The following is a 19,642-nucleotide window of genomic DNA, read 5'->3' as shown; positions in this document are numbered from 1 at the left end:
CGCGGACGAGCGCGCGGCGCGGCGGGCAGGGGTGCATGAAGGTCCCGGTGGTCCCCGTGAGTGGCTTCAGCAGCCACCAGTGCTAGACGTTGTCGAGGGGGGAGGCCCGGGAACGAGTGGCGAGCGCCTGTGGGCATACATGGACTGCAAGCGCTGCCTAACCATTCTAGGCCCAGGGCGTTGCAGGAACCAGCTGACTTACAACAAAGCCGCCACGCCCCGCGCGGCGCACCTTCCCCGGGGGGCGACGGCGCAAGCAAATTGCCACAGGAGGGGGTTGTCAGCGTATGCTCGGGACAAAAGGGCACGCCCCGCCCTGAATGCCGCCGCGCTGGCAGGCGGCGGTTCGGACCTCAAATCAGGGCGCCAGCCCGATCGCGCCCGCGGACTTTGCACAACAAAGGAGACAAAGATGTCGAGGCAGATCAAGAACAAGGCCGAACTGCGTGCCCTGGTACGCGCCGAGCAATCGAAGTTCGCCGCTTGCGAGGGCGCCTGCTTTGGCGATGTGGTCTGGCACGCGCCGGACGCCGGCGGCTGCAACTGGAGCCTGTCCACGATGGAGGGCGGCAACAGCAGCGCCTGTGTGGAAGCGCTGCGTCCCTTTACCGACAAGCTGCGCGAGGCCTATAACGTGCCCGACGAGGGCAGGTAGCCCGCGGGATTACGCGGGGGCCTGCGCGGTCGACAGCATCCGCTCCACATAGCGGGCGATCAGGTCGATCTCCAGGTTCACGCGCGCGCCCGGCTTGAGTTCCTGCAGCGTGGTGACTTCCACGGTGTGCGGGATCAGGTTGATGGAGAACACGCAGCCGTCGGCTTCGTCATTGACGCGGTTGACGGTCAGCGACACGCCGTTGACCACGACCGAGCCCTTGTAGGCCAGGTAGCGTGCCAGCTCGCGCGGGGCGCGGATGCGCAGTTCATGCGATTCGCCCACCGGCGCGAAGTGCACGACTTCGCCCAGGCCGTCGACGTGCCCGGACACCAGGTGGCCGCCCAGGCGGTCGGCCAGGCGCAGGGCCTTTTCCAGGTTGACACGGCCGGTGCTCTCCAGCCCCACGGTCTTGTCCAGCGACTCGCGCGAGACTTCGACGTCGAAACTGTCGGGCGCCATGGCGATCACGGTCATGCAGGCACCCTGGATGGCGATGCTGTCGCCGATGATGACGTCCGACAGGTCCAGCCCGCCCGCGGCGATGCGCAAGCGCACGCCGGCATCGGCGGCGCCCAGCGGGGTAATGGATTCAATGCGGCCGACTGCCGCGACAATGCCTGTAAACATGGTGGTGTCTTCTGCTTAGGGTATTTGGAATCTGGATACGCGGTGCCGGTGGGTGTCGCGCTACGCGTCGTTGCGCCGGGCGATCAGCCGCAGGTCGTCGCCGATCTGCCGGATCTCATGCCAGCGGAACTGCGCGGCGTCCTGCAGGCGCGCCAGCGGCGGCAGGTTGAACATGCCCTGGGCATCGCCCAGCAGCTTGGGTGCGAGGTAGATCAGCAGCTCGTCGGCGCAGTGCTCGCGCACCAGCGAACCGTTGAGCTTGAAGCCGGCCTCCACGTGCAGCTCATTGATGCCGCGCCGGCCGAGTTCTTCCAGCATGCGGCGCAACTCGACCTTGCCGTGCGGGTTGGGCAGGACCACGACTTCGGCGCCACGGCCTTCCAGTGCGCGCTGGCGTTGCCGGTCCCCCACCGCGCAGAACACCAGCACCGGCTTGGCGAACTCGCCGGTGTCCGGCGTCAGGATCTGCGCGTCCAGCGGGACCTCCAGCCGCGAATCGACCAGCACCCGCTGCGGCTGGCGCGGCGTGGCGATGGCCCGCACCGTCAGCGCGGGGTTGTCGTCGCGCACGGTGCCGATACCGGTCAGGATCGCGCACGCACGTGCGCGCCAGGCATGGCCGTCGTCGCGCGCGGCCTGGCCGGTGATCCACTGGCTGGTGCCGTCATGCAGCGCCGTGCCGCCGTCCATCGATGCCGCCACCTTGACGCGCACCCACGGCAGCCCGCGCGTCATGCGCGAGACAAAGCCGATATTCAGGTCGCGCGCTTCCTTTTCCAGCAGGCCGCAGCGCACGTCGACGCCGGCCTCGCGCAACCGCTGCAGGCCGCGCCCGGACACCGATGGGTTGGGGTCTTCCATGGCCGCCACCACGCGCGCCACGCCCGCGCGCACCAGCGCATCGGCGCACGGCGGCGTGCGCCCGAAATGGCTGCACGGCTCCAGCGTGACATAGGCGGTGGCGCCGGCCGGGTCCAGCCCGCGCGCCAGCGCGTCCTTCATCGCCTGGATCTCGGCATGGTCCTGCCCGGCCGGCTGGGTGAACCCCTGGCCGATGACCTGGCCATCCTTGACGAGCACGCAGCCGACGCGCGGGTTGGGCGTGGTGTTGAACATGCCCCGCGCGGCGAGCGCAAGGGCCTGTTGCATGGCGGCGTGGTCGGTATCGGAAAACATTCGGCGGTTGCGTTTGCCTTGGCGCAGCGATCTGGAATACAGGGCTGCCGGGTTATGGTGGTCCGGAGGACTCCGTCGCATCGCAGTCAGCGTCGCGGCCGGGTGTGCAGAGTCGGATACGTCCCTGCGCGCCCAGCCTGACTTGCCGCTGCTCGCCACGGCAGCCGAGCGTGAAAGTGGCGGCCTGGAAACCGCCCTGCTCAGATCGAGAGTATCCCACAGGCAGGAATTTCAGCACATTCGTGCCTCGGCCGGTCTGGCGCAGCGTCACCCACAGGCAGGGCATGCCCGGTTCGACCACGGACAGCACCGCGCGGCGCTCCGGGTCGCCGTCTGCGGTGACCAGTTGCCAGCCGGGACCCAGCGTCGCCTCGCCCGGCAGCGGCTGCAGCGTCACATCGAGGCGGCGCGCCAGTGCGGTGGCCCGCGCCAGCGCCAGCGACGCCGCCAGCCGGTCGGCCGCCAGTGTGACCTGTTGCCGGGCGAGCAGGCCGCTGAACACCGGATAGGATGCCGCCGCCAGCAGTGCCAGGATGGCCAGGCCGGCGAGCAGCTCGGCCAGGGTCAGGCCATGGTGGCGGCGGAGTGCGTGGCGGGTCATCGCGCCTTCAGCAATGGGACGGAAGCGGTCGCTGCACGGCTTCACCTTCGGGCAGCGCCAGCCACTGTCCGGTGCTGCGCAGGATCAGCACGCCGCACTCCGGGTCGGGCCGCTGCGGAACGGCACGCAATTCAACACAGGAATCCAGGCCGGCCTGCGGGCATGCCGCGGCTGTCACGGTATGACGCACGGTGCCGGTGGCCGGTACGGGAAGTGGCCATTCCCCGGCGGCCACTTCGCCACCGGGTTCGGCGGCAAACGTCATGGCGCCGACGGCATGGCGCTCCAGTTGCAGCATTCCCTCGGTCAGCGCGGTACGCGCCTGCGCCCGCCATCCCCGCAACAGGTGGTCGTGCCACGCGGGCACGGCGATGGCCGCAAGGATGGCGAGGACGGCCAGCGCAGGCCGGCACAGGCCAGCCTGTTGGCCATGCCGCAGTGTCCCGGTGGCCGGCCTGCGACGGCGGCGCCGGCGCCAGATCGCCGGCGGCGGTGCCGGGTGTTGGCAACGGGTCGGCGCCTTATGGGCGGTCACCGAGACTGGCAGGGACCGTCAAAGTAGCTGTCGCGAGCAGGCGAATACGTGCCTAAGCGTGAAGGATTTGCAGAATGTTGTTTCGGTCGTCCTGGGAACAGCTACCAGGCCGCCTCGCTTACTGACACACCGAGGTTTGTGTCGGCACGGGCGCGCATACGCGGACCCTGCCCAACTGGCTGATATCGATGAGCTTCTGGTTGCCGGTGCCCAGTCCCATCAGCACCTGGGCAGACTGCATCGCATCCGCCAGCGTGCGTGTATAGCCTACGGGCGAGTAGGAGAGGACCGCCGACTGCGGCGTGCTGGAGAACGCTACGGTCAATCCCTGGGCGGAGGGGACATGCTGAACCAGCACGGTTTGGCCAGTGCAGTCCGCGTTTCGATTGGGGTTCAGGCAGACAGTCCAGCCGTTCTGCCAGTCATTGCTGACGGGCGCCACGGTGACCCAGCTATTGCGCGATAGCGCACTGGCCCGTGCCAGGGAAAGCGACGAAGCCAGCGCGTCTGCTTCAGTGGCAAGCGTGTTGCGCTGAATGAACGAAGTGTAGGCGGGTGCCGCCATGCCGGCGAGGATGGCCAGTACGACCAGTGTGACCAGCAGTTCGATCAGCGTGAACCCGGTCTGAGGTTGGGGGGCTTGGTCGCGCATCACCAGCACCCCTGGGGCAGGTTCGCGAAGGCCGTGACATTGTTGATCAGCACGCCACGCTCGCCGGTGCTGCGTAGCAGCAGCGTGCCACACCGGTTGTCGGCGATGGCGGGCGTGGCGCTGACCTGCACGCATTCGTTGAATGCCAGGCCCGCGCACGCGCCGGATGCGATCGTGTAGTTGCCGCTTTCCGAGGCTTGAGGGAAGCCGCGCCAGGCCCGCATGCTGTCGGCGGGGTCGACGTAGGAGTTGGCCTGTGCGTAACGACGCTCCAGTGCCTGCATGGCCGTCATCAGTGCGGCCTTGGCTTCGGTGCGGCGCCCGCGGGCAACATGTTCGGCGTAGTTGGGATACGCAATGCCGGCGAGGATGCCAAGGATGGCGATGGCAATCAGCATCTCCATCAGCGTGAAGCCGCTGGCGTGGTGACGCCAGTCACGGTGGCAGCGCTTCATTTTGCGGCTCCGAAATTGCGAATCTCGCGCCAGCCAAGGCGCCCGGTGGTGGGATGCCCCCCGTCGGTGGCTGTATTGCCGGACACAAGCGGCCTGCTGGACAACGACGCGCCTGCGCTGCGGCCACCGCCCGATGCGCCGAACGAAAACACGTCGATGGACTTCAGCGTAGTGATCTGGCCGACAGCATTGCGTTGCGGATCCACCGTGGTCCTGGTCTGGATCAGCACCGGCGCACCCAGGATGCCGAAGGTGGAGGGATCGCCGGTCGATGTCCCCGTGGCGGGCATGCCGGTCAGCGCATTGATCTGATAGCGTCCGCTGTTGCTGGCGGCACCGCAAAGGTCATCGCCGGTCATCAGCGAGTTGAACCAGATCTTTCCGTAAGCCGGTACGAGCGCGGTGACCTGGCGTTCTCCGTTGCCAGGGAAATCAAAGTACCACCCCGCCTTCTGTCCCGTCTTTGAGCCGAGGCTATAGCTGCGTGACGAATATTCGTAAGCGCCTTTGCTGTTGCGGGTCAAGGTGACCGGGTTCAGCATGCTGCGGTCTGCGATCGACTGTGAGCCTCCCGCATCGTAGATGCCGTACATGGCGTTCCGGGTCAGCGTGCCGGTGGTGATGGTGTCGGCAGGCTCCAGGTACTTCCCGGTGCCGAACACCACCATGTAGCCTCCGGGCGCGTAGACCCATTTGGGCTGGACGGTGATCGGCTGCGGTTTTCCGCTGGCATCGCGGGCCTGGAAAAGCGGCCGTCCATAGTTGCCGCCGCCGTAGTAGGGCAGTGCCCCGGCAGCGTTCCAGGTGGATGGGCCGCCATTGAGGATGAACTTCCAGAGTCGGCCCTGGAGGTCGCCGGCGTAGGCGGCGACGGTCTGCCCGTCGGTAAGCCGCACCAGCGCCGGCGAGCTCAGCCCGTTGGCAATGCTGGCGGTGGCGTCCGCTGCCATCGAGATCTTCCAGTAATTGACGCCCAGTTGCCACGGCGTCCCGGCCGGCTTGTCCAGTGCCACGATGAACAGCACCGAAGGCGCAGCCGGATTGCTCGCGCCATCCGCATCGTTGGCATTCAGGCCGTTGCCGGTCATGGCAAACCACTTGTACACAGGCTTGTTGTCGGAGTCCTTGCCGGCAAACAGCTTGACGATCTGGGGCGGCGACATGACGTTGCCCATGTCGGCATCATCCTTGTCCGTGAACTCCCACAGTACATTGCCGGTCCCGACGCTGGCAGGATCGCTGACATTCAGCGCAAAGAGGCCTTGCGCGCCGCCGCCCATGCCAGAGACCAGCACGGTCTGCCAGGCGTTGCCCACCCTGGCTTCCGCCACGGCAGGCGTGGCGTCCACGTAAGGCCGATGGATATAGCTCGGGGTGGTCAGCTGGGCCAGGTTGGCGAACACTGCGTTTGGCACGTAGGCAAACAGTTCAGAGCCATTGGCCGCATTGAAGGCGTGGAGCATGCCATCGTTGGCGCCGATAAATACGGCGGCAGTACGCCGGCTGTGGGCCTTGTAGAACGCGATGTAGTCGCTTTCGGCGATGGTGCCGGATGGGGCCGCCATATAGACGGGGCCCGAATTGACGATGTCGCCCAGCAGTGAGTCGCGCAAGCGCATGGTCCCCGTGCTCCCGGTGGCTTGCTCCTGGCTGCGCTCGCCACGCAGGTAGCTGAGCCGGCTCTGGGCTACGGTGTCAGTCTCTGTCGGCACGATCTTCAGTGCGGCCTTCTGCGCGGCGTTGAGAGATTTCCATTCGAAGGTGGCGCCAGAACCCGCGCCGGTTCCTACATTGTCGGCCGTGCCCGACGGGACCCAGGTCAGCAGATTGCGGGCAGCGGTGCGGGCAGTCAGCACCTTGCCGGCCTCCCAGGTTTCGGTATTGGAGATCTGAACACCGGTATTGGGATCATTGGTCACCGCCAGTGCCGACAGGCGACCGTTCCATCGCTGGTCGAATCCGGGGGTGAACAGGAGCGTGTCGCTCGCGACCTGGGAAGAGGTCAGCGCCACGCCAGATAACGTACCTGCCGCATTGACGATTTGCGCGAAGACCTTCTTGATGGAAGCGATCATGGCGGCCGGCTGCCCGGCCAGGAACCAGTTGGCGGGGACATTGGATCCGCCCGACGATTCCCATTCGGCATTGCTGGTGACGGTGGTGCCGCTGGCCCCCTTGGTGCGGAACGGATTGCCATCACCGTTCTGGTCGTCAAAGCCGCCGTACTTTGCCGCCAGGTACATCTGGCTGCGGCGCTGTTCATCGCCCACGCTGCCGTCCCCGTTCTCATTGACGTCGATGCTGAACGTGGTGACGCGCAATTCCGGCATATCCGGGCGGAAGCCGTAGGTATGGGCCCAATACGCGACGCCGGCCATATAGTAGGTGCCGTGGCCGCTGGAGCCAGTGTCGGCGCCAGCGAGGTTGGCGAGCGAGGCGTCGGGGCGGCTGTTGCCGGATGTTCCCGAACTCTCAAGATCGGCCACCGCCTGGGTCCAGGTCGTGACATCGAAGCTGTACTTGCTGTATTTCGATATCGCGTCGGCCGGCCTTGCCGAGTCGTTGGCAGAGACCTGCTTGCCACCGGAGAGGTAGGTCGTCCTGGTGTTGCCGGGGATGTATCGGTCCCAGTGCGTATTGATATCGGCAATGGCAAGGACGTAGTTCTTCTGGCAGCTGGCAAGGATGGGGTCCGTCCATTGCGTGTAGACCGGAAATCCATCCTTGTAGGCGCTGGCGTTGTCGATGGCTTCGGGCGTTGGTTGTCGGCCTTGCAGGTAGCGGATGCTCTCGTAGTAGAGCTCGCCGACGGGATCCAATGACTTGTAGGCGCCGGAACGCCCGAACTGATTCAGGTAATTGATGACACCGCTGATGTTCTCTGACGCGCTCTCGGGGTTCTGGATGAATACGCCGTCGTCATCCCATTCCCGGCGCAGGTTGCTGGCTTGATTGAAATTGCTGTCGACGGTGTTTGGCCCTACATACTTCAGGGGCGCGCGCAAGACACCGCCATAGCGGGTACTGGCACTGTCGTTCAGATAGCCAAACGCGCCAAAGCGGACCTTGTCGGCATTGCGCTGCATTTCACCAGCCGGCTTGTACCCGGTGCGATACAACTTGCAGAGATCGGTGCGGGACTTGGCTTCGCTTGCATCGCAGACTTGCACCCGTACCAGGTAGGTGCCCTGGTTCTTGTACTTGCCGGGGCTCGAGCAGCTGGCGCCGGACTCGGTGCTGTCCCCGAAGAACACCTTGTTGCCGCATGAAGTGATGTACAGGGTCCGACTGGTGAAAGGCGTGACTGAGGACGCCTTGTCGTAAGTCTTGCGGGGGAAGTAAGAGTTGCTGTTGAAAAAACTGTCCTGCTGCACGGCACGTTGCAGGATGGTCTGCGTGGCGGTGTCAACCACGCGGTCGCCCCCGGTCAGCGCGTATCGCAGCATATCGATGGCCGAGGCCGTGGCCCAGTTCATGAAGTTGCCGCTGAACTGGCCCGCGCATGTGTGATCGGCCGTGTTGGCGTCGCCAGCAATGACAAAATAGCCATTGCTGGTGCCGCCCCCGCTGTAGTTGTAGCACTTGAGCGGATTGAAGTAGCCGATGTATTCGGTGGCCGGCGAATACGTGCCGGAGCGATAGGCTGCCCCAACCGTGGGGAACTCTACCGAGAGCGTCAGCAGCAGGTTGGGATGGATATTCTGATTGCGGCCGTACAGCGGTGCCTGCGCGATCTTGACGGTCGCGAGGCTGCTCTGTTCTGTGGCGGCAAGCAACGGGCCGGCGGGCAGGCTGAGAAGCGCAGCCATTGCCGCGAACAGGAATTGCCGGATGCGGCTCATTTGCCGTGCTCCGCGACAATCATGGACGTTGCCATTCATTCCCCCTTTCGGTAGTACGACTGCAACATGACCCGGGTCGCCGGGTTTGCGCCAAAGCCGACCGCCGTGACGCGGAAGATGTATGCGCCCTCGCTCGCGCCCGGCGACATGTCGTTGATCGGCTCGATGATGTAGCGCGGCAGGGCGGCAGGCAGCAGCCCGCCGGTCGCGGTCGGGAACCTGCGGCCGGTGAAGGTGCCATAGGCGGTGGTGCGTGCGTTGGCGCCAGCCTGGCTGAAGTCAACGGTGAGCCAGTTCGGCGTACCGTCGAGCACCGGGTCGCACAATCCCTGGAAGGGCGAGGCGCCTGTTACACCCGTATTGCAGCCCGCCACGAACGGCAGGACGTTCATCGTGGTGCCGGAGAAGATGGCCGACCGGCTGGTTGGGGCGGCGACACCCTGGATGTCTATTTCTGCATCCAGCAAGGCTGCCTCGGCCGCTTGCTGAGCCAGGTCCCGGTCGCGCTGGTTCGATGCCATGCGCTTGCTGCCAATGGCCAGCCGGGCACCGGCGATGGCGATGACGCTGATGATCAGCAGCATCACCAGGGCGGTGATCAGCGCGATGCCACGCGGGTTGGGCTGCACGGTGCGGGCGTTCATGTCGGCGAGCACGTGGTGCAGGTGGCCATGTTCCGGAGCTGTACGGTGACGGTGTACAGGCGTCGCATGCGCTGCAGTTGCGTGGCTGGCGTGAAGGACGTGTCGTTGCCCGGCGAGCCCGGGAACAGGCGCCCAAACAGGCGGAAGGTTGGCGGATCCTGAGGCGATGCGCTGGCGGTATCGCCCATCAGCACCATGGCCATCTTGATTGCGACGACGTTCTGCCAGGTGGTGGGCAGGGCCAGCACCTCGGTGGCTGACAGGAAGCGGTCCGGGGTCTGGTCGAAATTCGTATCCACGCCGTAGAGCACCTGGAAGACTTCGACGCCTGAGATCAGCGAAACAGCCTGGTACGCCGTGCCCGCCGTGAGGATTTCCTTGTTGGTGGCGTCCCGTGGACGATAGCCACACATCAGCTGAGGCATGCCGCTGGCATCGTTGCTGACATAGAAAACCGCCATGCCGCGCGCGAGGTCTGCGTCTTCCCAGGCCTGCGGCTCGGCGACGCCGTTGCCGGAGCAGTCGATCATGCTGTTGTCCGGAACGGTGCGGTCCTGCTGCGTGCCGGAACCGAAGAAGCGGACCTGCAGCACATCGCTCTTGTTCACGGCGCCAGGTTGAGCAGGACACGCGAGGTTTTGCGCCGGGTTGCCGAGGTCTTGCGTCGGGGCGCCGCAGCTGTCGAGGCCGCTGATGGTCGGCGACAGGCTCGTGGTCGTGAGCATGACGCCTCCAGGGCTGGGCGCGGGTGGCCCGCTGGCGCCGGGCGAGGCCGCCGCGCTGTTGCCCGCATAGTTGCTCCAGGCGGCCTGGCGCACGATCCGCACCACGGTATCCACCGCAAAGCGGCCTTTCTCATCCAGCGCCGTGGTGTCGTCGATGCTGTTGTAGTTGGCTCGCCCGGTCAGGTAGAGCGCCGCGGCAGCCATGATCAGGAGCAGGCTCAGCGTCATCGCTACCATCAGCTCCACCAGCGACAGCCCCAATTGACGATGCCGGCCGGGGTTGTGATACATCCTGGCGTTCCGCATGTCAGTTCACCGTGCCCTGCGTGGCCACGATGACCACCTGGGGGCGCGTGCCCATATCGGACATGTCGACCCGTGCAGCGACGGTTTTGGCGGCAAGCCGCGAGATCCAGCCGATCTTGATGACAATCGGTGCATCGTCCGGGCGGCCAGTGGCCGATGGCGTGCATCCCCATGAGAAGCCGGTGGTCTGGTCGTACGCGACCATGTCCCGGCAAATCACGGCGCGTCCGCCAGGCAGGCCTATGCTGACACGCTCCCAGAACTCGGCGACATCGAAATCCGCCAGTTGCTGTGCGCACCCGGCCGCCGTGCCCGAGCAGGCGATCGCGTATGGGCTGTTTGCTGCCGTGAGCGCGGGTGGCTGCCCGGTGGCCGTGTCGATGAAGTAGCGGTTCGGGGTGATGGCTTCCGCAGCCGCGCCGGTTTGCGAGACGGCAGGATTGGCACGCATGCGCTCGGCCATCTCGGTGGCCAGCTGCATGGCAGTGGTGTCGTAGGAAGCTTGTTGCGTGAAGCGGGATGAATTCAGCAGCAGGCTGGCGACGCCGAGCACGCCAACCGCCAGAACGACAATTGCCACCAATGCTTCGAGCATGGCAAAGCCGGCTGCCCCGCGGCAGCGTTGACCCATTCTGACCCCCGTCAAAAGACGTCCGACTTCGTTAACTTCTTTTTTTGGTCTGCAATCCGGGCCCTTTTAATATGCGACAGCGGGCCTTGCGGAAATGCAACGGGGATTAAACAACGACTTTGTTACTTTTGCTACCCCTTCCGAGGGGTGGACACCGCGAATTCGTCCAGTACGTCGCGGAATTCCGACACGTCCTCAAAGCTCCGGTAAACCGAAGCAAAGCGGATATACGCAATCTTGTCGAGCTTGCGCAATTCGCGCATCACCAGCTCGCCGACCTGGCTGCTGGGGATTTCCTTTTCGCCCAGTGCCAGCAGTTTTTCTTCGATGCGGGTGATGGCTTCGTCGATGGCTTCGGCCGAGACCGGGCGCTTGCGCAGCGCCAGGCGCATGGAATCCTTCAGCTTGGCGCGGGTGTAGTCCACGCGCGAGCCGTTTTTCTTGACGATGGCGGGGAAGAACAGCTCGATCCGCTCATAGGTGGTGAAGCGGCGGTCGCAGGCTTCGCAGCGCCGGCGCCGGCGCACGGCATCGCCGTCTTCCGACATGCGCGTGTCGAGTACCTGGGTATTGGAATGACCGCAAAAGGGGCATTTCATGCCGGACCACCTTCAGTTGAACCCCGTCGCCTTGTCCGTGTTGTCGTTCTGCGGTGGCGGGGCGGGTTGGCGAGGCCCGCAAGCCGGTGCCGCGGGGCGCCGGCTTGCGGAGCTGCCGGCCGCTCATGCGAAATCCGCATGGGCGGCCTCGATGCATCAGCCGTAGACCGGGAAACGCTTGGTCAGGGCTGCCGCCTGCTCGCGCACGCTGGCGATGTTGGCGGCGTCGTGCGGGTTGTCCAGCACATCGGCGATCAGGTTGCCGACAATGCGGGCTTCTTCTTCCTTGAAGCCGCGCGTGGTCATGGCCGGCGAGCCCAGGCGGATGCCCGAGGTCACGAACGGCTTTTCCGGATCGTTGGGGATGGCGTTCTTGTTGACGGTGATATGCGCCTCGCCCAGGACGCGCTCGGCTTCCTTGCCGGTGATGTTCTTGGCGCGCAGGTCGACCAGCATCACGTGGCTTTCGGTGCGGCCCGAGACAATGCGCAGGCCGCGCGCGATCAGGGTCTCAGCCAGCACGGCGGCGTTCTTCACCACTTGCTGCTGGTAGGCCTTGAACTCGGGCGTCAGCGCTTCCTTGAACGCGACCGCCTTGCCGGCGATCACGTGCATCAGCGGGCCGCCCTGGATGCCGGGGAAGATCGCCGAGTTGATGGCCTTCTCGTGCTCGGCCTTCATCAGGATCACGCCGCCGCGCGGGCCGCGCAGGCTCTTGTGCGTGGTGGTGGTGACGAAGTCGGCGTGCGGCACCGGGTTGGGGTAGACGCCCGCGGCGATCAGGCCGGCGTAGTGGGCCATGTCGACCATGAAGTAGGCGCCGATCGACTTGGCCACCTTGCTGATGCGCTCGAAGTCGATGCGCAGCGCGAAGGCCGAGGCGCCGGCGATGATCAGCTTGGGCTTCTTCTCTTGCGCCAGCTTTTCCAGCGCGTCGTAGTCGATGTCTTCCTGGGCGTTCAGGCCGTAGCTGACCACGTTGAACCACTTGCCGCTCATGTTCAGGGCCATGCCGTGGGTCAGGTGGCCGCCTTCGGCCAGGCTCATGCCCATGATGGTGTCGCCCGGCTTGAGCATGGCGAAGAACACGCCCTGGTTGGCCTGCGAGCCCGAGTTGGGCTGCACGTTGGCGGCGTCGGCGCCGAACAGCTGCTTGACGCGGTCAATGGCCAGCTGCTCGACGATGTCGACGTACTCGCAACCGCCGTAGTAACGCTTGCCGGGGTAGCCCTCGGCGTACTTGTTGGTCAGTTGCGAACCCTGCGCGGCCATCACGGCCGGCGAGGTGTAGTTTTCGGAGGCGATCAGCTCGATGTGGTCTTCCTGGCGCTGGTTTTCCTTCTGGATGGCGGCAAAGACCTCGGGGTCGATCTGGTCGATCGTAAAACGGCTGCGTTCGAACATGGCGAAACTCGTCTGAAAAAAGGGAATCCGATTAGCGCATCGGGGGTAGGGCGCGCGGGGAAGGCTAGCGGCGACCAGCACCGGCGGCACGTTGTAACCGTCGGTGCAGGGCGCACCCTGCTTCCCATTCGCTGCCCAGGCGAGCGGCAGGCGCAAGCAACTTCACGCCTAGGCGTGCTGAACGTTACGCGAACGCGCAATGGACGTCACGCCAGAGAACTTGCGCTTCCTCGTGGTAGTGCCCACTGACTTCGCCAGTCGCGCAAGATGGAATGGTTGCGCGCAGTGTAGCGCGAGGCGGGCGCCCGCCGCAAGCCGTCGGCCCCGCCAGGCAAGCACTGGCAAGGGCTGGTCAGCAACTTGCTGTTGCAAAGTCGTCATGCGGGTTTACACGAAACCGCTATCGCTCTCCGTTACAATCGCGGCCATGACAAACTTTGTCTGGACCCTGCGGGTGTATTGGGAAGACACCGACGCGGGTGGCGTAGTGTTCTACGCCAACTACCTGAAGTTCTTCGAGCGCGCCCGCACCGAGTGGCTGCGTGCGCTCGGCATCGAGCAGCAGTCGCTCGCCGACGAGGCGGGCGTGGTCTTTATCGTCCGCAGCACGGCGGTGGACTACAATGCGCCCGCCCGGCTGGATGACCAGCTCGAGATCCGCACGCGCATCGACCGGGTCGGCCCGGCGTCGGTCCAGTTCACCCAGGAAGCCTGGCGTGGCGAGTTGATGCTGGCCTCTGGCGCGATCCGCGTTGGGTGTGTCGATCGAAGCACTTTCCGTCCCGCCCCGATTCCCGACCCCGTTCTAGCTACCATCAAGTCCGCACGATGAATCCCGTGACCGTCACGCAAGACATGTCGATCATAACGCTGGTGCTCCACGCCAGCCTGCTGGCACAGGCCGTCATGGCACTGTTGCTCGTCATGTCCCTGTTTTCGTGGACCTATATCTTCCGCAAGCACCTGGCACTGCGCTCGGCGCGCACCCAGACCGAGGGGTTCGAACGCGACTTCTGGGCCGGCGGCGACCTGCAGGCGCTATATAACAGTGCCCTCAACAACCGCCACAACACCGGCGCGCTGGAGCGGATCTTTGAATCCGGCATGGGCGAGTTCCTGAAGGCGCGCGAGCGCGGCAACGAAGCCGGCGCGCTGCTCGATGCGGCCCGGCGCGCAATGCGCGCGGCCTACCAGCGCGAGATGGATGTGATGGAATCGCATCTGCCGTTCCTGGCATCGGTGGGTTCGGTGAGCCCGTATATCGGTCTGTTCGGCACGGTCTGGGGGATCATGAACGCATTCCGCGGCCTGTCGAATGTGCAGCAGGCGACGCTCGCATCGGTGGCCCCCGGTATTGCCGAGGCGCTGGTGGCGACCGCGATCGGCCTGTTCGCGGCGATTCCGGCGGTGATCGCCTACAACCGCTATGCCACGGAGATCGACCGCCTGGCGATCCGCTTCGAGAGCTTCATGGAAGAGTTCCTGAACATCCTGCAACGGCAGGCACGCTAACTGCACACGTATCGAATCTAATCCAGACGGTCCGGGCGCAAGCCCGGGCCGGCGTTTCCAGGAGTCCTGCAATGGCAGCCATTCAGCGCCGCGGCGGCTCGCGCCGCCGGGCCAGCGCCGAGATCAATGTCGTGCCGTACATCGACGTCATGCTCGTGCTGCTGGTCATCTTCATGGTGGCGGCGCCGATCGTGAGCCCCGCCACCGTCGACCTGCCCACCGTGGCCAACGCCACGCCGCAGCAGAAGGCGCCGCCGATCGTGGTCACCGTGCACGAGAGCGGCCAGCTCACCGCGCGCGGCAAGGACAACGCCGGCAACTCCTTCGAGCGCAAGCTCGACAAGCAGGGCCTGCTCGACTTTGTGCACCAGCGCCAGAACGAGAATCCCGACCAGCCGGTGGTGATTGCCGCCGACCGCTCGGTCAAGTACGAGGCGGTGCTGGACGTGATGTCGATCCTGAAAGCCGACGGCATCAAGCGCGTCGGCCTGATGGTCAAGTCCAAGACCTCCTGACGCATTGAAGCGCCTATCTGATTGCCGTTGCGCCTGATGAAGACCGTCGCCGCCTATCCCTACCAGCCGGTCAAGGAGCGGGGAACCCTGCGTTCCTTCCTGTTCGCGCTCTTCATGCACATGCTGCTGGCTGTCGTGCTGTACTACGGCGTGCGCTTGCAGAGCAGCACCCCGGTCGGCGCCGAGGCCGAGCTGTGGGAAGAGATTCCGGCCGCCACCGCGCCCCCGCCGCCGCCGCCGGCGCCGGTGGTGCAGCCGCGCCCGGCCCCGCCGCTGCCCGAGGTGAAGAGCAAGGTCGAGGACGACGCCGACATCGCGCTGGAACGCCAGAAGCGCCGTGCCGAGGCGGCAGCGCGCGAAGAGGCCGAGCGCAAGCAGGCGGCCGCGCGCAAGGAAGCCGAGCGCAAAGAGGCGGAACGCAAGGAAGCCGAGCGCAGGGAAGCGGAACAGCGCGAGGCCGAGCGCAAGGAAGCCCAGCGCAAGGACGACGCGAAGAAGAAGGCAGCGCAGCAGCAGGAACAGCAGCGCAAGGAGCAGGCCGAGCGCAAGGAAGCAGAACGCAAGGATGCGGACGCCAAGGCCAAGGCCCAGGCGGACGCCAAGGCCAAGGCTGACGCCGAGAACAAGGCCAAGGCCAAGGCGGATGCCGACGCCAAGGCCAAGCGCGAGGCTGCGGCCAGTGCCCAGCGCAAGAGCGAGCTGGCGCGCCTGCAGGCGCTGGCCGGCGGCTCCGGCGCGGGCGGTGGCGGCGTGGGCAGCACGGCCGGCGCGGGTGCCGGCGGCGGTGGCAAGGCGTCGCCGGGCTATCCCGACCGCGTACGCCGCCGCGTGAAACCGAACATCGTCTTCACCGACGACGTAGACGGCAACCCGACTGCGGTGGTGTCCGTGCGGCTGGCGCCGGACGGCTCGCTGATGTCGGCGCGGCTGGCCAAGTCCAGCGGCAACTCGGCGTGGGACAACGCCGTGCTGCGCGCGGTCGAGCGTTCCGACCCGCTGCCGCGTGACGAGGACGGCAAGGCGCCGGCCAGCTTCACCATCACCTTCCGGCCGAAGGACTGAGTGGCCCGTAACGCATGATTTGCAACATAATGCAACCTTCATCGCCGGGTTTCAGTCCCATCGCTACCATGGCAGGTTGCCTGACGCGGCCGGCAGTGTGCAGCACGCACGCAGATCGGGCATGCGCCATGCGCAGCGCCCGACCTGCCCGTTTTGCCGATTGCCTGCCGTGCCCGACGAATCTTGTAATCGACTGAGGAGCAGCATGCGAAAGCTTTGGGCCCCCAACTGGCTGTCCGCGAGGCGGCACAACGCAACCCAACCCGAATCCCAACGCGCCATCGGCCCGGCCCCCCTGGCCGGCCGCCGCGCGCTGATGGCCTGGCTGGCCGCGGCGATGACGATGGCAGCCGGCGCCGCGCACGCGCAACTCAACGTTGAGATCTCCGGGGTCGGTTCCAGCCAGATCCCGGTTGCGACCGCCAACTTCCAGGGCGAGGCCCAGGCCCCGCAGAACCTGACCGCGATCATCCGCGCCGACCTGACGCGCAGCGGGCGCCTGCGCAATGTCGATCCGGGCGGCGCCACGGTGGCGGAATCCGCCAATGTCGACCTGGGCAGCTGGAAGTCGCGCGGCGCCGATGCCTTCGTCGCCGGCAGCGTGACCCCGGCCGCCGGCGGCAAGTATGAGGTCCGCTTCCGCCTGTACGACACCGTCAAGGGCCAGAGCCTGGGCGGGCTGGCCTTTACCGTCAACCAGTCCCAGCTGCGCGTGACCGCGCACAAGATCGCCGACTACATCTATGAAAAGCTGCTGGGCGAGCGCGGCGTGTTTGCCACGCGCCTGTCCTACGTGTCGAAGGTGGGCGGCCGCTACCAGCTGCTGATTTCCGACTCGGACGGCCAGAACGCGCAGGTGGCGCTGACCAGCAACGAGCCGATCATCTCGCCGTCGTGGTCGCCGGACGGCGCGCGCGTGGCCTATGTCTCGTTCGAGGCCAGGAAGCCGGTGGTGTATGTGCACGACCTGGCCAGCGGCAAGCGCACGCTGGTGTCGAACCAGAAGGGCAACAACAGCGCGCCGTCGTGGTCGCCTGACGGCCAGCACCTGGCACTGGCGCTGTCGCGCGACGGCAATACCCAGGTCTACCAGGTCAATGCCGACGGCTCCGGCGTCCGCCGCCTGTCCCGCAGCAGTGCCATCGACACCGAGCCGCAGTACTCGCCCGACGGCAAGAGCATCTACTTCACCAGCGACCGCGGCGGTGCGCCGCAGGTCTACCGCATGCCCGCTTCCGGCGAGGAAGGTGGCGGTGCGCAACGTGTCACCTTCAAGGGCAGCTACAACGTGAGCCCGCGTATTTCGCCGGACGGCAAGTACCTGGCGTACATCTCGCGCGCGGGCGGCTTCAAGCTGCAGCTGCAGGACCTGAGCAACGGCGACGTGACGTCGCTGACCGATACGGCCAACGACGAAGCCCCCAGCTTTGCCGCCAACGGCAAGTACATCCTCTATGCCACCCGCGTGGGCGGTCGCGCGGTGCTGGCGGCGGTTTCCACTGACGGGCGTACCCGGCAGGTTCTGTCCCTCCAGTCCGGCGATGTTCGCGAGCCGTCCTGGGGTCCTTTCATGCAATAACAGGAGTCATTCACCATGCCCCAACTGATGAGCAAAACCCTTGCCGTTGCCGCACTGCTGGCCCTTGGCGCCTGCAGCTCCGGCGTCAAGCTGGACGACACCGCCAAAGCCGGTGCCGGCGCGGGCACCGGTGCCGATGCGCGCGCCGTGACCCCGGTGACGGCCGCCGATCCGCTGAACGATCCGAACAGCCCGCTGGCCAAGCGCAGCGTGTACTTCGACTTCGACAGCTACAGCGTCAAGTCCGACTACCAGGGCATGCTGGGCGAGCACGCCAAGTACCTGGGCTCTAACAAGGGCCGCAAGATCCTGATCCAGGGCAACACCGACGAACGCGGCACCAGCGAGTACAACCTGGCGCTGGGCCAGAAGCGTGCCGAAGCCGTGCGCCGCTCGCTGGCCTCGATGGGTGTGCCCGACACCCAGATGGAAGCCGTGAGCCTGGGCAAGGAAAAGCCCAAGGCCGCCGGCCATGATGAAGCCTCGTGGGCCGAAAACCGCCGCGCGGACATCAACTACTGATCTGCGGATAGCCATCCATGAAAGCACGCGTTTCCACCTTGTTGTGGCTCGCCGCGGTCGCCGGCGGCGGCATGCTGCCGCTGTCGCAGGCGCATGCCGGAGTGTTCGACGATGACGAGGCGCGCAAGGCGGTCATCACCCTGCGCGACCAGTTCAACGGTTTCCAGGCGACCGCGACGCAGCGCATCGAGCAGAACAGCCGCACCACGATCGACATGCAGAACCAGCTCGAGGGCCTGCGCCAGGAAGTGGCGCGGCTGCGCGGCCAGAACGAAGTGCTGCAGAACACGGTGGACGCGCTGCAGAAGCAGCAGAAGGACTACTACGCCGACCTGGACGCGCGCCTGAAGAAATTCGAGCCGCAGCAGGTTACGGTCGAAGGCCGCGAAGGCCTGTCGCAGCCGGGCGAAAAGCCCGAATACGATGCCGCGCTCAAGCAGTTCCAGGCGGGCGACTTCAAGAGCGCCGGGAGTTCATTCTCGGCGTTCGTCAAGAAGTACCCGCAGAGCCCGTACGTGCCGCTGGCGCAGTACTGGCTCGGCAACTCGCTGTATGCGCAGCGCGACTACAAGGGCTCCACCTCGGTGCTGCAGACCATGATCAATAACAACCCGACGCATCCCAAGGTGCCGGACGCGATGATCGCGGTCGCCAACAACCAGCTCGAGTCCGGCCAGAAGGCGGCCGCGCGCAAGACGCTGGAGCAGGTGGTGGCCAAGTATCCGGGCACCGAAGGCGCGCAGGCGGCCAGCAACCGGCTGAAGACATTGAAGTAACACCGGAAGCGGCCGGTACGCCCGGTCCTGTCTGCAAGGCCCGCTTTGGCGGGCCTTTTACTTGGGTCGCGCTAAAATACGCAATTCGCCTGAATCTTTTGCGCGCCCAGACGGCGCGCTCCCGATCATGACCCAACGCGCCATCGTCCTGCTGTCCGGCGGACTCGACTCCGCCACCGTACTCGCCATGGCCCGCGCCCAGGGCTTCGAGACCTATGCGCTGTCGATGCGCTATGGCCAGCGCCACTCCTCTGAACTGGAAGCCGCCAAGCGCGTGGCGGCCGCGCTGGGCGCCACCCGCCACGAGATCATCGACCTGGACCTGCGCCGCTTCGGCGGCTCGGCGCTGACCGACGACACGCTCGCGGTGCCGACCGACGGCGCTTCCGGTGGCATCCCGGTCACCTACGTGCCGGCGCGCAACACCATCATGCTGTCGCTGGCGCTCGGCTGGGCCGAGGCCGTCGGCGGGCGCGACCTGTTCTTCGGCGCCAATGCGGTCGACTACTCCGGTTACCCGGACTGCCGCCCGGAATACGTCGCGGCCTATGAAACGCTGGCCAACCTTGCCACCAAGGCCGGGGTCGAGGGCGACCGCTTCCGCGTGCATGCGCCCATCATCGACATGACCAAGGGCGAGATCATCCGCGCCGGCATCGCGCTGGGGGTGGACTACAGCCTGACGGTGTCGTGCTACCAGGCCGACGACGAGGGCCGCGCCTGTGGCGTGTGCGATTCGTGCCGCATCCGCCGGGCCGGCTTTGAAGCCGCCGGTGTGCCCGATCCGACCCGCTACCAGGCCGCTGCCTGATCTCAAGCCG

At 65.9% G+C, this 19,642-nt stretch carries 21 protein-coding genes and 1 riboswitch; of the genes, 9 read left to right on the top strand and 12 right to left on the bottom strand.

Features of this window, described 5'->3' with window-relative positions; genetic code table 11:
• Window positions 1–412: 412 nt before the first annotated feature.
• Window positions 413–655 carry a hypothetical protein gene (locus tag AC07UK_RS06695; RefSeq protein WP_114131902.1) on the top strand — a complete coding sequence of 81 codons (243 nt, stop codon included), beginning with the start codon at window positions 413–415 and terminating at the stop codon, window positions 653–655.
• 9 nt (window positions 656–664) lie between these two features.
• Here AC07UK_RS06695 and AC07UK_RS06690 read toward each other — a convergent pair whose 3' ends face one another.
• The 12 genes from AC07UK_RS06690 to glyA form a co-directional block, all read right to left on the bottom strand.
• Window positions 665–1,285, bottom strand: coding sequence for a riboflavin synthase (locus AC07UK_RS06690; RefSeq protein WP_035821100.1), 621 nt, complete (start codon window positions 1,283–1,285; stop codon window positions 665–667).
• Window positions 1,286–1,345: 60 nt separating this feature from the next.
• Window positions 1,346–2,461, bottom strand: a complete 1,116-nt coding sequence (ribD, locus tag AC07UK_RS06685; protein WP_494685998.1) for a bifunctional diaminohydroxyphosphoribosylaminopyrimidine deaminase/5-amino-6-(5-phosphoribosylamino)uracil reductase RibD — start codon at window positions 2,459–2,461, stop codon at window positions 1,346–1,348.
• A 52-nt stretch (window positions 2,462–2,513) separates the two neighbouring features.
• Window positions 2,514–3,062 carry a GspH/FimT family pseudopilin gene (locus AC07UK_RS06680; RefSeq protein WP_436222374.1) on the bottom strand — a complete coding sequence of 183 codons (549 nt, stop codon included), beginning with the start codon at window positions 3,060–3,062 and terminating at the stop codon, window positions 2,514–2,516.
• A 7-nt stretch (window positions 3,063–3,069) separates the two neighbouring features.
• A complete protein-coding gene (locus tag AC07UK_RS06675; protein ID WP_494686009.1) occupies window positions 3,070–3,501 on the bottom strand; it encodes a type IV pilin protein in 432 nt (143 codons plus the stop codon).
• A gap of 214 nt (window positions 3,502–3,715) precedes the next feature.
• Window positions 3,716–4,249, bottom strand: coding sequence for a GspH/FimT family pseudopilin (locus tag AC07UK_RS06670; RefSeq protein ID WP_494685997.1), 534 nt, complete (start codon window positions 4,247–4,249; stop codon window positions 3,716–3,718).
• On the bottom strand, window positions 4,249–4,704 hold the full coding sequence (locus AC07UK_RS06665; protein ID WP_494685996.1) for a type IV pilin protein: 456 nt from the start codon (window positions 4,702–4,704) through the stop codon (window positions 4,249–4,251). The genes AC07UK_RS06670 and AC07UK_RS06665 overlap by 1 nt, the downstream gene beginning before the upstream one ends.
• A complete protein-coding gene (locus AC07UK_RS06660; protein WP_494685995.1) occupies window positions 4,701–8,546 on the bottom strand; it encodes a pilus assembly protein in 3,846 nt (1,281 codons plus the stop codon). Before AC07UK_RS06660 ends, AC07UK_RS06665 begins: the two co-directional genes overlap by 4 nt.
• 35 nt (window positions 8,547–8,581) lie before the next feature.
• A complete protein-coding gene (locus AC07UK_RS06655; RefSeq protein WP_494685994.1) occupies window positions 8,582–9,190 on the bottom strand; it encodes a pilus assembly PilX family protein in 609 nt (202 codons plus the stop codon).
• Window positions 9,187–10,206, bottom strand: coding sequence for a PilW family protein (locus AC07UK_RS06650; RefSeq protein WP_494685993.1), 1,020 nt, complete (start codon window positions 10,204–10,206; stop codon window positions 9,187–9,189). Before AC07UK_RS06650 ends, AC07UK_RS06655 begins: the two co-directional genes overlap by 4 nt.
• A gap of 16 nt (window positions 10,207–10,222) precedes the next feature.
• Window positions 10,223–10,852 carry a type IV pilus modification protein PilV gene (gene pilV, locus AC07UK_RS06645; RefSeq protein WP_494685992.1) on the bottom strand — a complete coding sequence of 210 codons (630 nt, stop codon included), beginning with the start codon at window positions 10,850–10,852 and terminating at the stop codon, window positions 10,223–10,225.
• 131 nt (window positions 10,853–10,983) lie between these two features.
• Entirely contained in the window at window positions 10,984–11,451 is a 468-nt protein-coding gene (gene nrdR, locus AC07UK_RS06640) for a transcriptional regulator NrdR (protein WP_494685991.1), read from the bottom strand.
• 156 nt (window positions 11,452–11,607) lie between these two features.
• Complete coding sequence (gene glyA, locus AC07UK_RS06635) at window positions 11,608–12,855, bottom strand: serine hydroxymethyltransferase (RefSeq protein ID WP_436222368.1); 1,248 nt, start codon at window positions 12,853–12,855, stop codon at window positions 11,608–11,610.
• Between the two features lie 126 nt (window positions 12,856–12,981).
• A riboswitch (ZMP/ZTP riboswitch) is annotated at window positions 12,982–13,127 on the bottom strand.
• A 155-nt stretch (window positions 13,128–13,282) separates the two neighbouring features.
• On the opposite strand from glyA, the gene ybgC reads away from it, so the two are divergent.
• The 8 genes from ybgC (at window position 13,283) to queC (ending at window position 19,632) form a co-directional block, all read left to right on the top strand.
• The gene (ybgC, locus tag AC07UK_RS06630) at window positions 13,283–13,687 is read left to right on the top strand and encodes a tol-pal system-associated acyl-CoA thioesterase (RefSeq protein ID WP_010813741.1); all 405 of its coding nucleotides are present in this window, start codon (window positions 13,283–13,285) and stop codon (window positions 13,685–13,687) included.
• Complete coding sequence (tolQ, locus tag AC07UK_RS06625) at window positions 13,684–14,367, top strand: protein TolQ (RefSeq protein ID WP_189374256.1); 684 nt, start codon at window positions 13,684–13,686, stop codon at window positions 14,365–14,367. The genes ybgC and tolQ overlap by 4 nt, the downstream gene beginning before the upstream one ends.
• 71 nt (window positions 14,368–14,438) lie before the next feature.
• Entirely contained in the window at window positions 14,439–14,882 is a 444-nt protein-coding gene (gene tolR, locus AC07UK_RS06620; RefSeq protein WP_316151041.1) for a protein TolR, read from the top strand.
• A gap of 36 nt (window positions 14,883–14,918) precedes the next feature.
• Window positions 14,919–15,944: a cell envelope integrity protein TolA gene (tolA, locus tag AC07UK_RS06615; RefSeq protein WP_114131894.1), complete on the top strand. Its 1,026-nt coding sequence runs from the start codon at window positions 14,919–14,921 to the stop codon at window positions 15,942–15,944.
• A gap of 205 nt (window positions 15,945–16,149) precedes the next feature.
• A complete protein-coding gene (gene tolB, locus AC07UK_RS06610) occupies window positions 16,150–17,523 on the top strand; it encodes a Tol-Pal system beta propeller repeat protein TolB (RefSeq protein ID WP_494685990.1) in 1,374 nt (457 codons plus the stop codon).
• A 15-nt stretch (window positions 17,524–17,538) separates the two neighbouring features.
• Complete coding sequence (gene pal / locus AC07UK_RS06605; RefSeq protein ID WP_013957625.1) at window positions 17,539–18,045, top strand: peptidoglycan-associated lipoprotein Pal; 507 nt, start codon at window positions 17,539–17,541, stop codon at window positions 18,043–18,045.
• A gap of 17 nt (window positions 18,046–18,062) precedes the next feature.
• Entirely contained in the window at window positions 18,063–18,821 is a 759-nt protein-coding gene (gene ybgF / locus AC07UK_RS06600; protein ID WP_035821060.1) for a tol-pal system protein YbgF, read from the top strand.
• Window positions 18,822–18,948: 127 nt separating this feature from the next.
• On the top strand, window positions 18,949–19,632 hold the full coding sequence (gene queC / locus AC07UK_RS06595; RefSeq protein ID WP_114131892.1) for a 7-cyano-7-deazaguanine synthase QueC: 684 nt from the start codon (window positions 18,949–18,951) through the stop codon (window positions 19,630–19,632).
• The last annotated feature ends 10 nt before the right edge of the window (window positions 19,633–19,642 follow it).

The organism is Cupriavidus sp. GW821-FHT07C08, assembly GCF_059419025.1.
Note: the sequence above shows the minus strand (reverse complement) of the source record. Positions and strands in the feature narration are given on the sequence as shown.

Excerpts from the sequence above, each read along its gene's own strand:
- AC07UK_RS06695 (WP_114131902.1), top strand. The coding sequence starts at position 413 with ATGTCGAGGCAGATCAAGAACAAGGCCGAACTGCGTGCCCTGGTACGC.
- AC07UK_RS06690 (WP_035821100.1), bottom strand. The coding sequence starts at position 1,285 with ATGTTTACAGGCATTGTCGCGGCAGTCGGCCGCATTGAATCCATTACC.
- ribD (WP_494685998.1), bottom strand. The coding sequence starts at position 2,461 with ATGTTTTCCGATACCGACCACGCCGCCATGCAACAGGCCCTTGCGCTC.
- AC07UK_RS06680 (WP_436222374.1), bottom strand. The coding sequence starts at position 3,062 with ATGACCCGCCACGCACTCCGCCGCCACCATGGCCTGACCCTGGCCGAG.
- AC07UK_RS06670 (WP_494685997.1), bottom strand. The coding sequence starts at position 4,249 with ATGCGCGACCAAGCCCCCCAACCTCAGACCGGGTTCACGCTGATCGAA.
- AC07UK_RS06665 (WP_494685996.1), bottom strand. The coding sequence starts at position 4,704 with ATGAAGCGCTGCCACCGTGACTGGCGTCACCACGCCAGCGGCTTCACG.
- AC07UK_RS06660 (WP_494685995.1), bottom strand. The coding sequence starts at position 8,546 with ATGAGCCGCATCCGGCAATTCCTGTTCGCGGCAATGGCTGCGCTTCTC.
- AC07UK_RS06655 (WP_494685994.1), bottom strand. The coding sequence starts at position 9,190 with ATGAACGCCCGCACCGTGCAGCCCAACCCGCGTGGCATCGCGCTGATC.
- AC07UK_RS06650 (WP_494685993.1), bottom strand. The coding sequence starts at position 10,206 with ATGTATCACAACCCCGGCCGGCATCGTCAATTGGGGCTGTCGCTGGTG.
- pilV (WP_494685992.1), bottom strand. The coding sequence starts at position 10,852 with ATGGGTCAACGCTGCCGCGGGGCAGCCGGCTTTGCCATGCTCGAAGCA.
- nrdR (WP_494685991.1), bottom strand. The coding sequence starts at position 11,451 with ATGAAATGCCCCTTTTGCGGTCATTCCAATACCCAGGTACTCGACACG.
- glyA (WP_436222368.1), bottom strand. The coding sequence starts at position 12,855 with ATGTTCGAACGCAGCCGTTTTACGATCGACCAGATCGACCCCGAGGTC.
- ybgC (WP_010813741.1), top strand. The coding sequence starts at position 13,283 with ATGACAAACTTTGTCTGGACCCTGCGGGTGTATTGGGAAGACACCGAC.
- tolQ (WP_189374256.1), top strand. The coding sequence starts at position 13,684 with ATGAATCCCGTGACCGTCACGCAAGACATGTCGATCATAACGCTGGTG.
- tolR (WP_316151041.1), top strand. The coding sequence starts at position 14,439 with ATGGCAGCCATTCAGCGCCGCGGCGGCTCGCGCCGCCGGGCCAGCGCC.
- tolA (WP_114131894.1), top strand. The coding sequence starts at position 14,919 with ATGAAGACCGTCGCCGCCTATCCCTACCAGCCGGTCAAGGAGCGGGGA.
- tolB (WP_494685990.1), top strand. The coding sequence starts at position 16,150 with ATGCGAAAGCTTTGGGCCCCCAACTGGCTGTCCGCGAGGCGGCACAAC.
- pal (WP_013957625.1), top strand. The coding sequence starts at position 17,539 with ATGCCCCAACTGATGAGCAAAACCCTTGCCGTTGCCGCACTGCTGGCC.
- ybgF (WP_035821060.1), top strand. The coding sequence starts at position 18,063 with ATGAAAGCACGCGTTTCCACCTTGTTGTGGCTCGCCGCGGTCGCCGGC.
- queC (WP_114131892.1), top strand. The coding sequence starts at position 18,949 with ATGACCCAACGCGCCATCGTCCTGCTGTCCGGCGGACTCGACTCCGCC.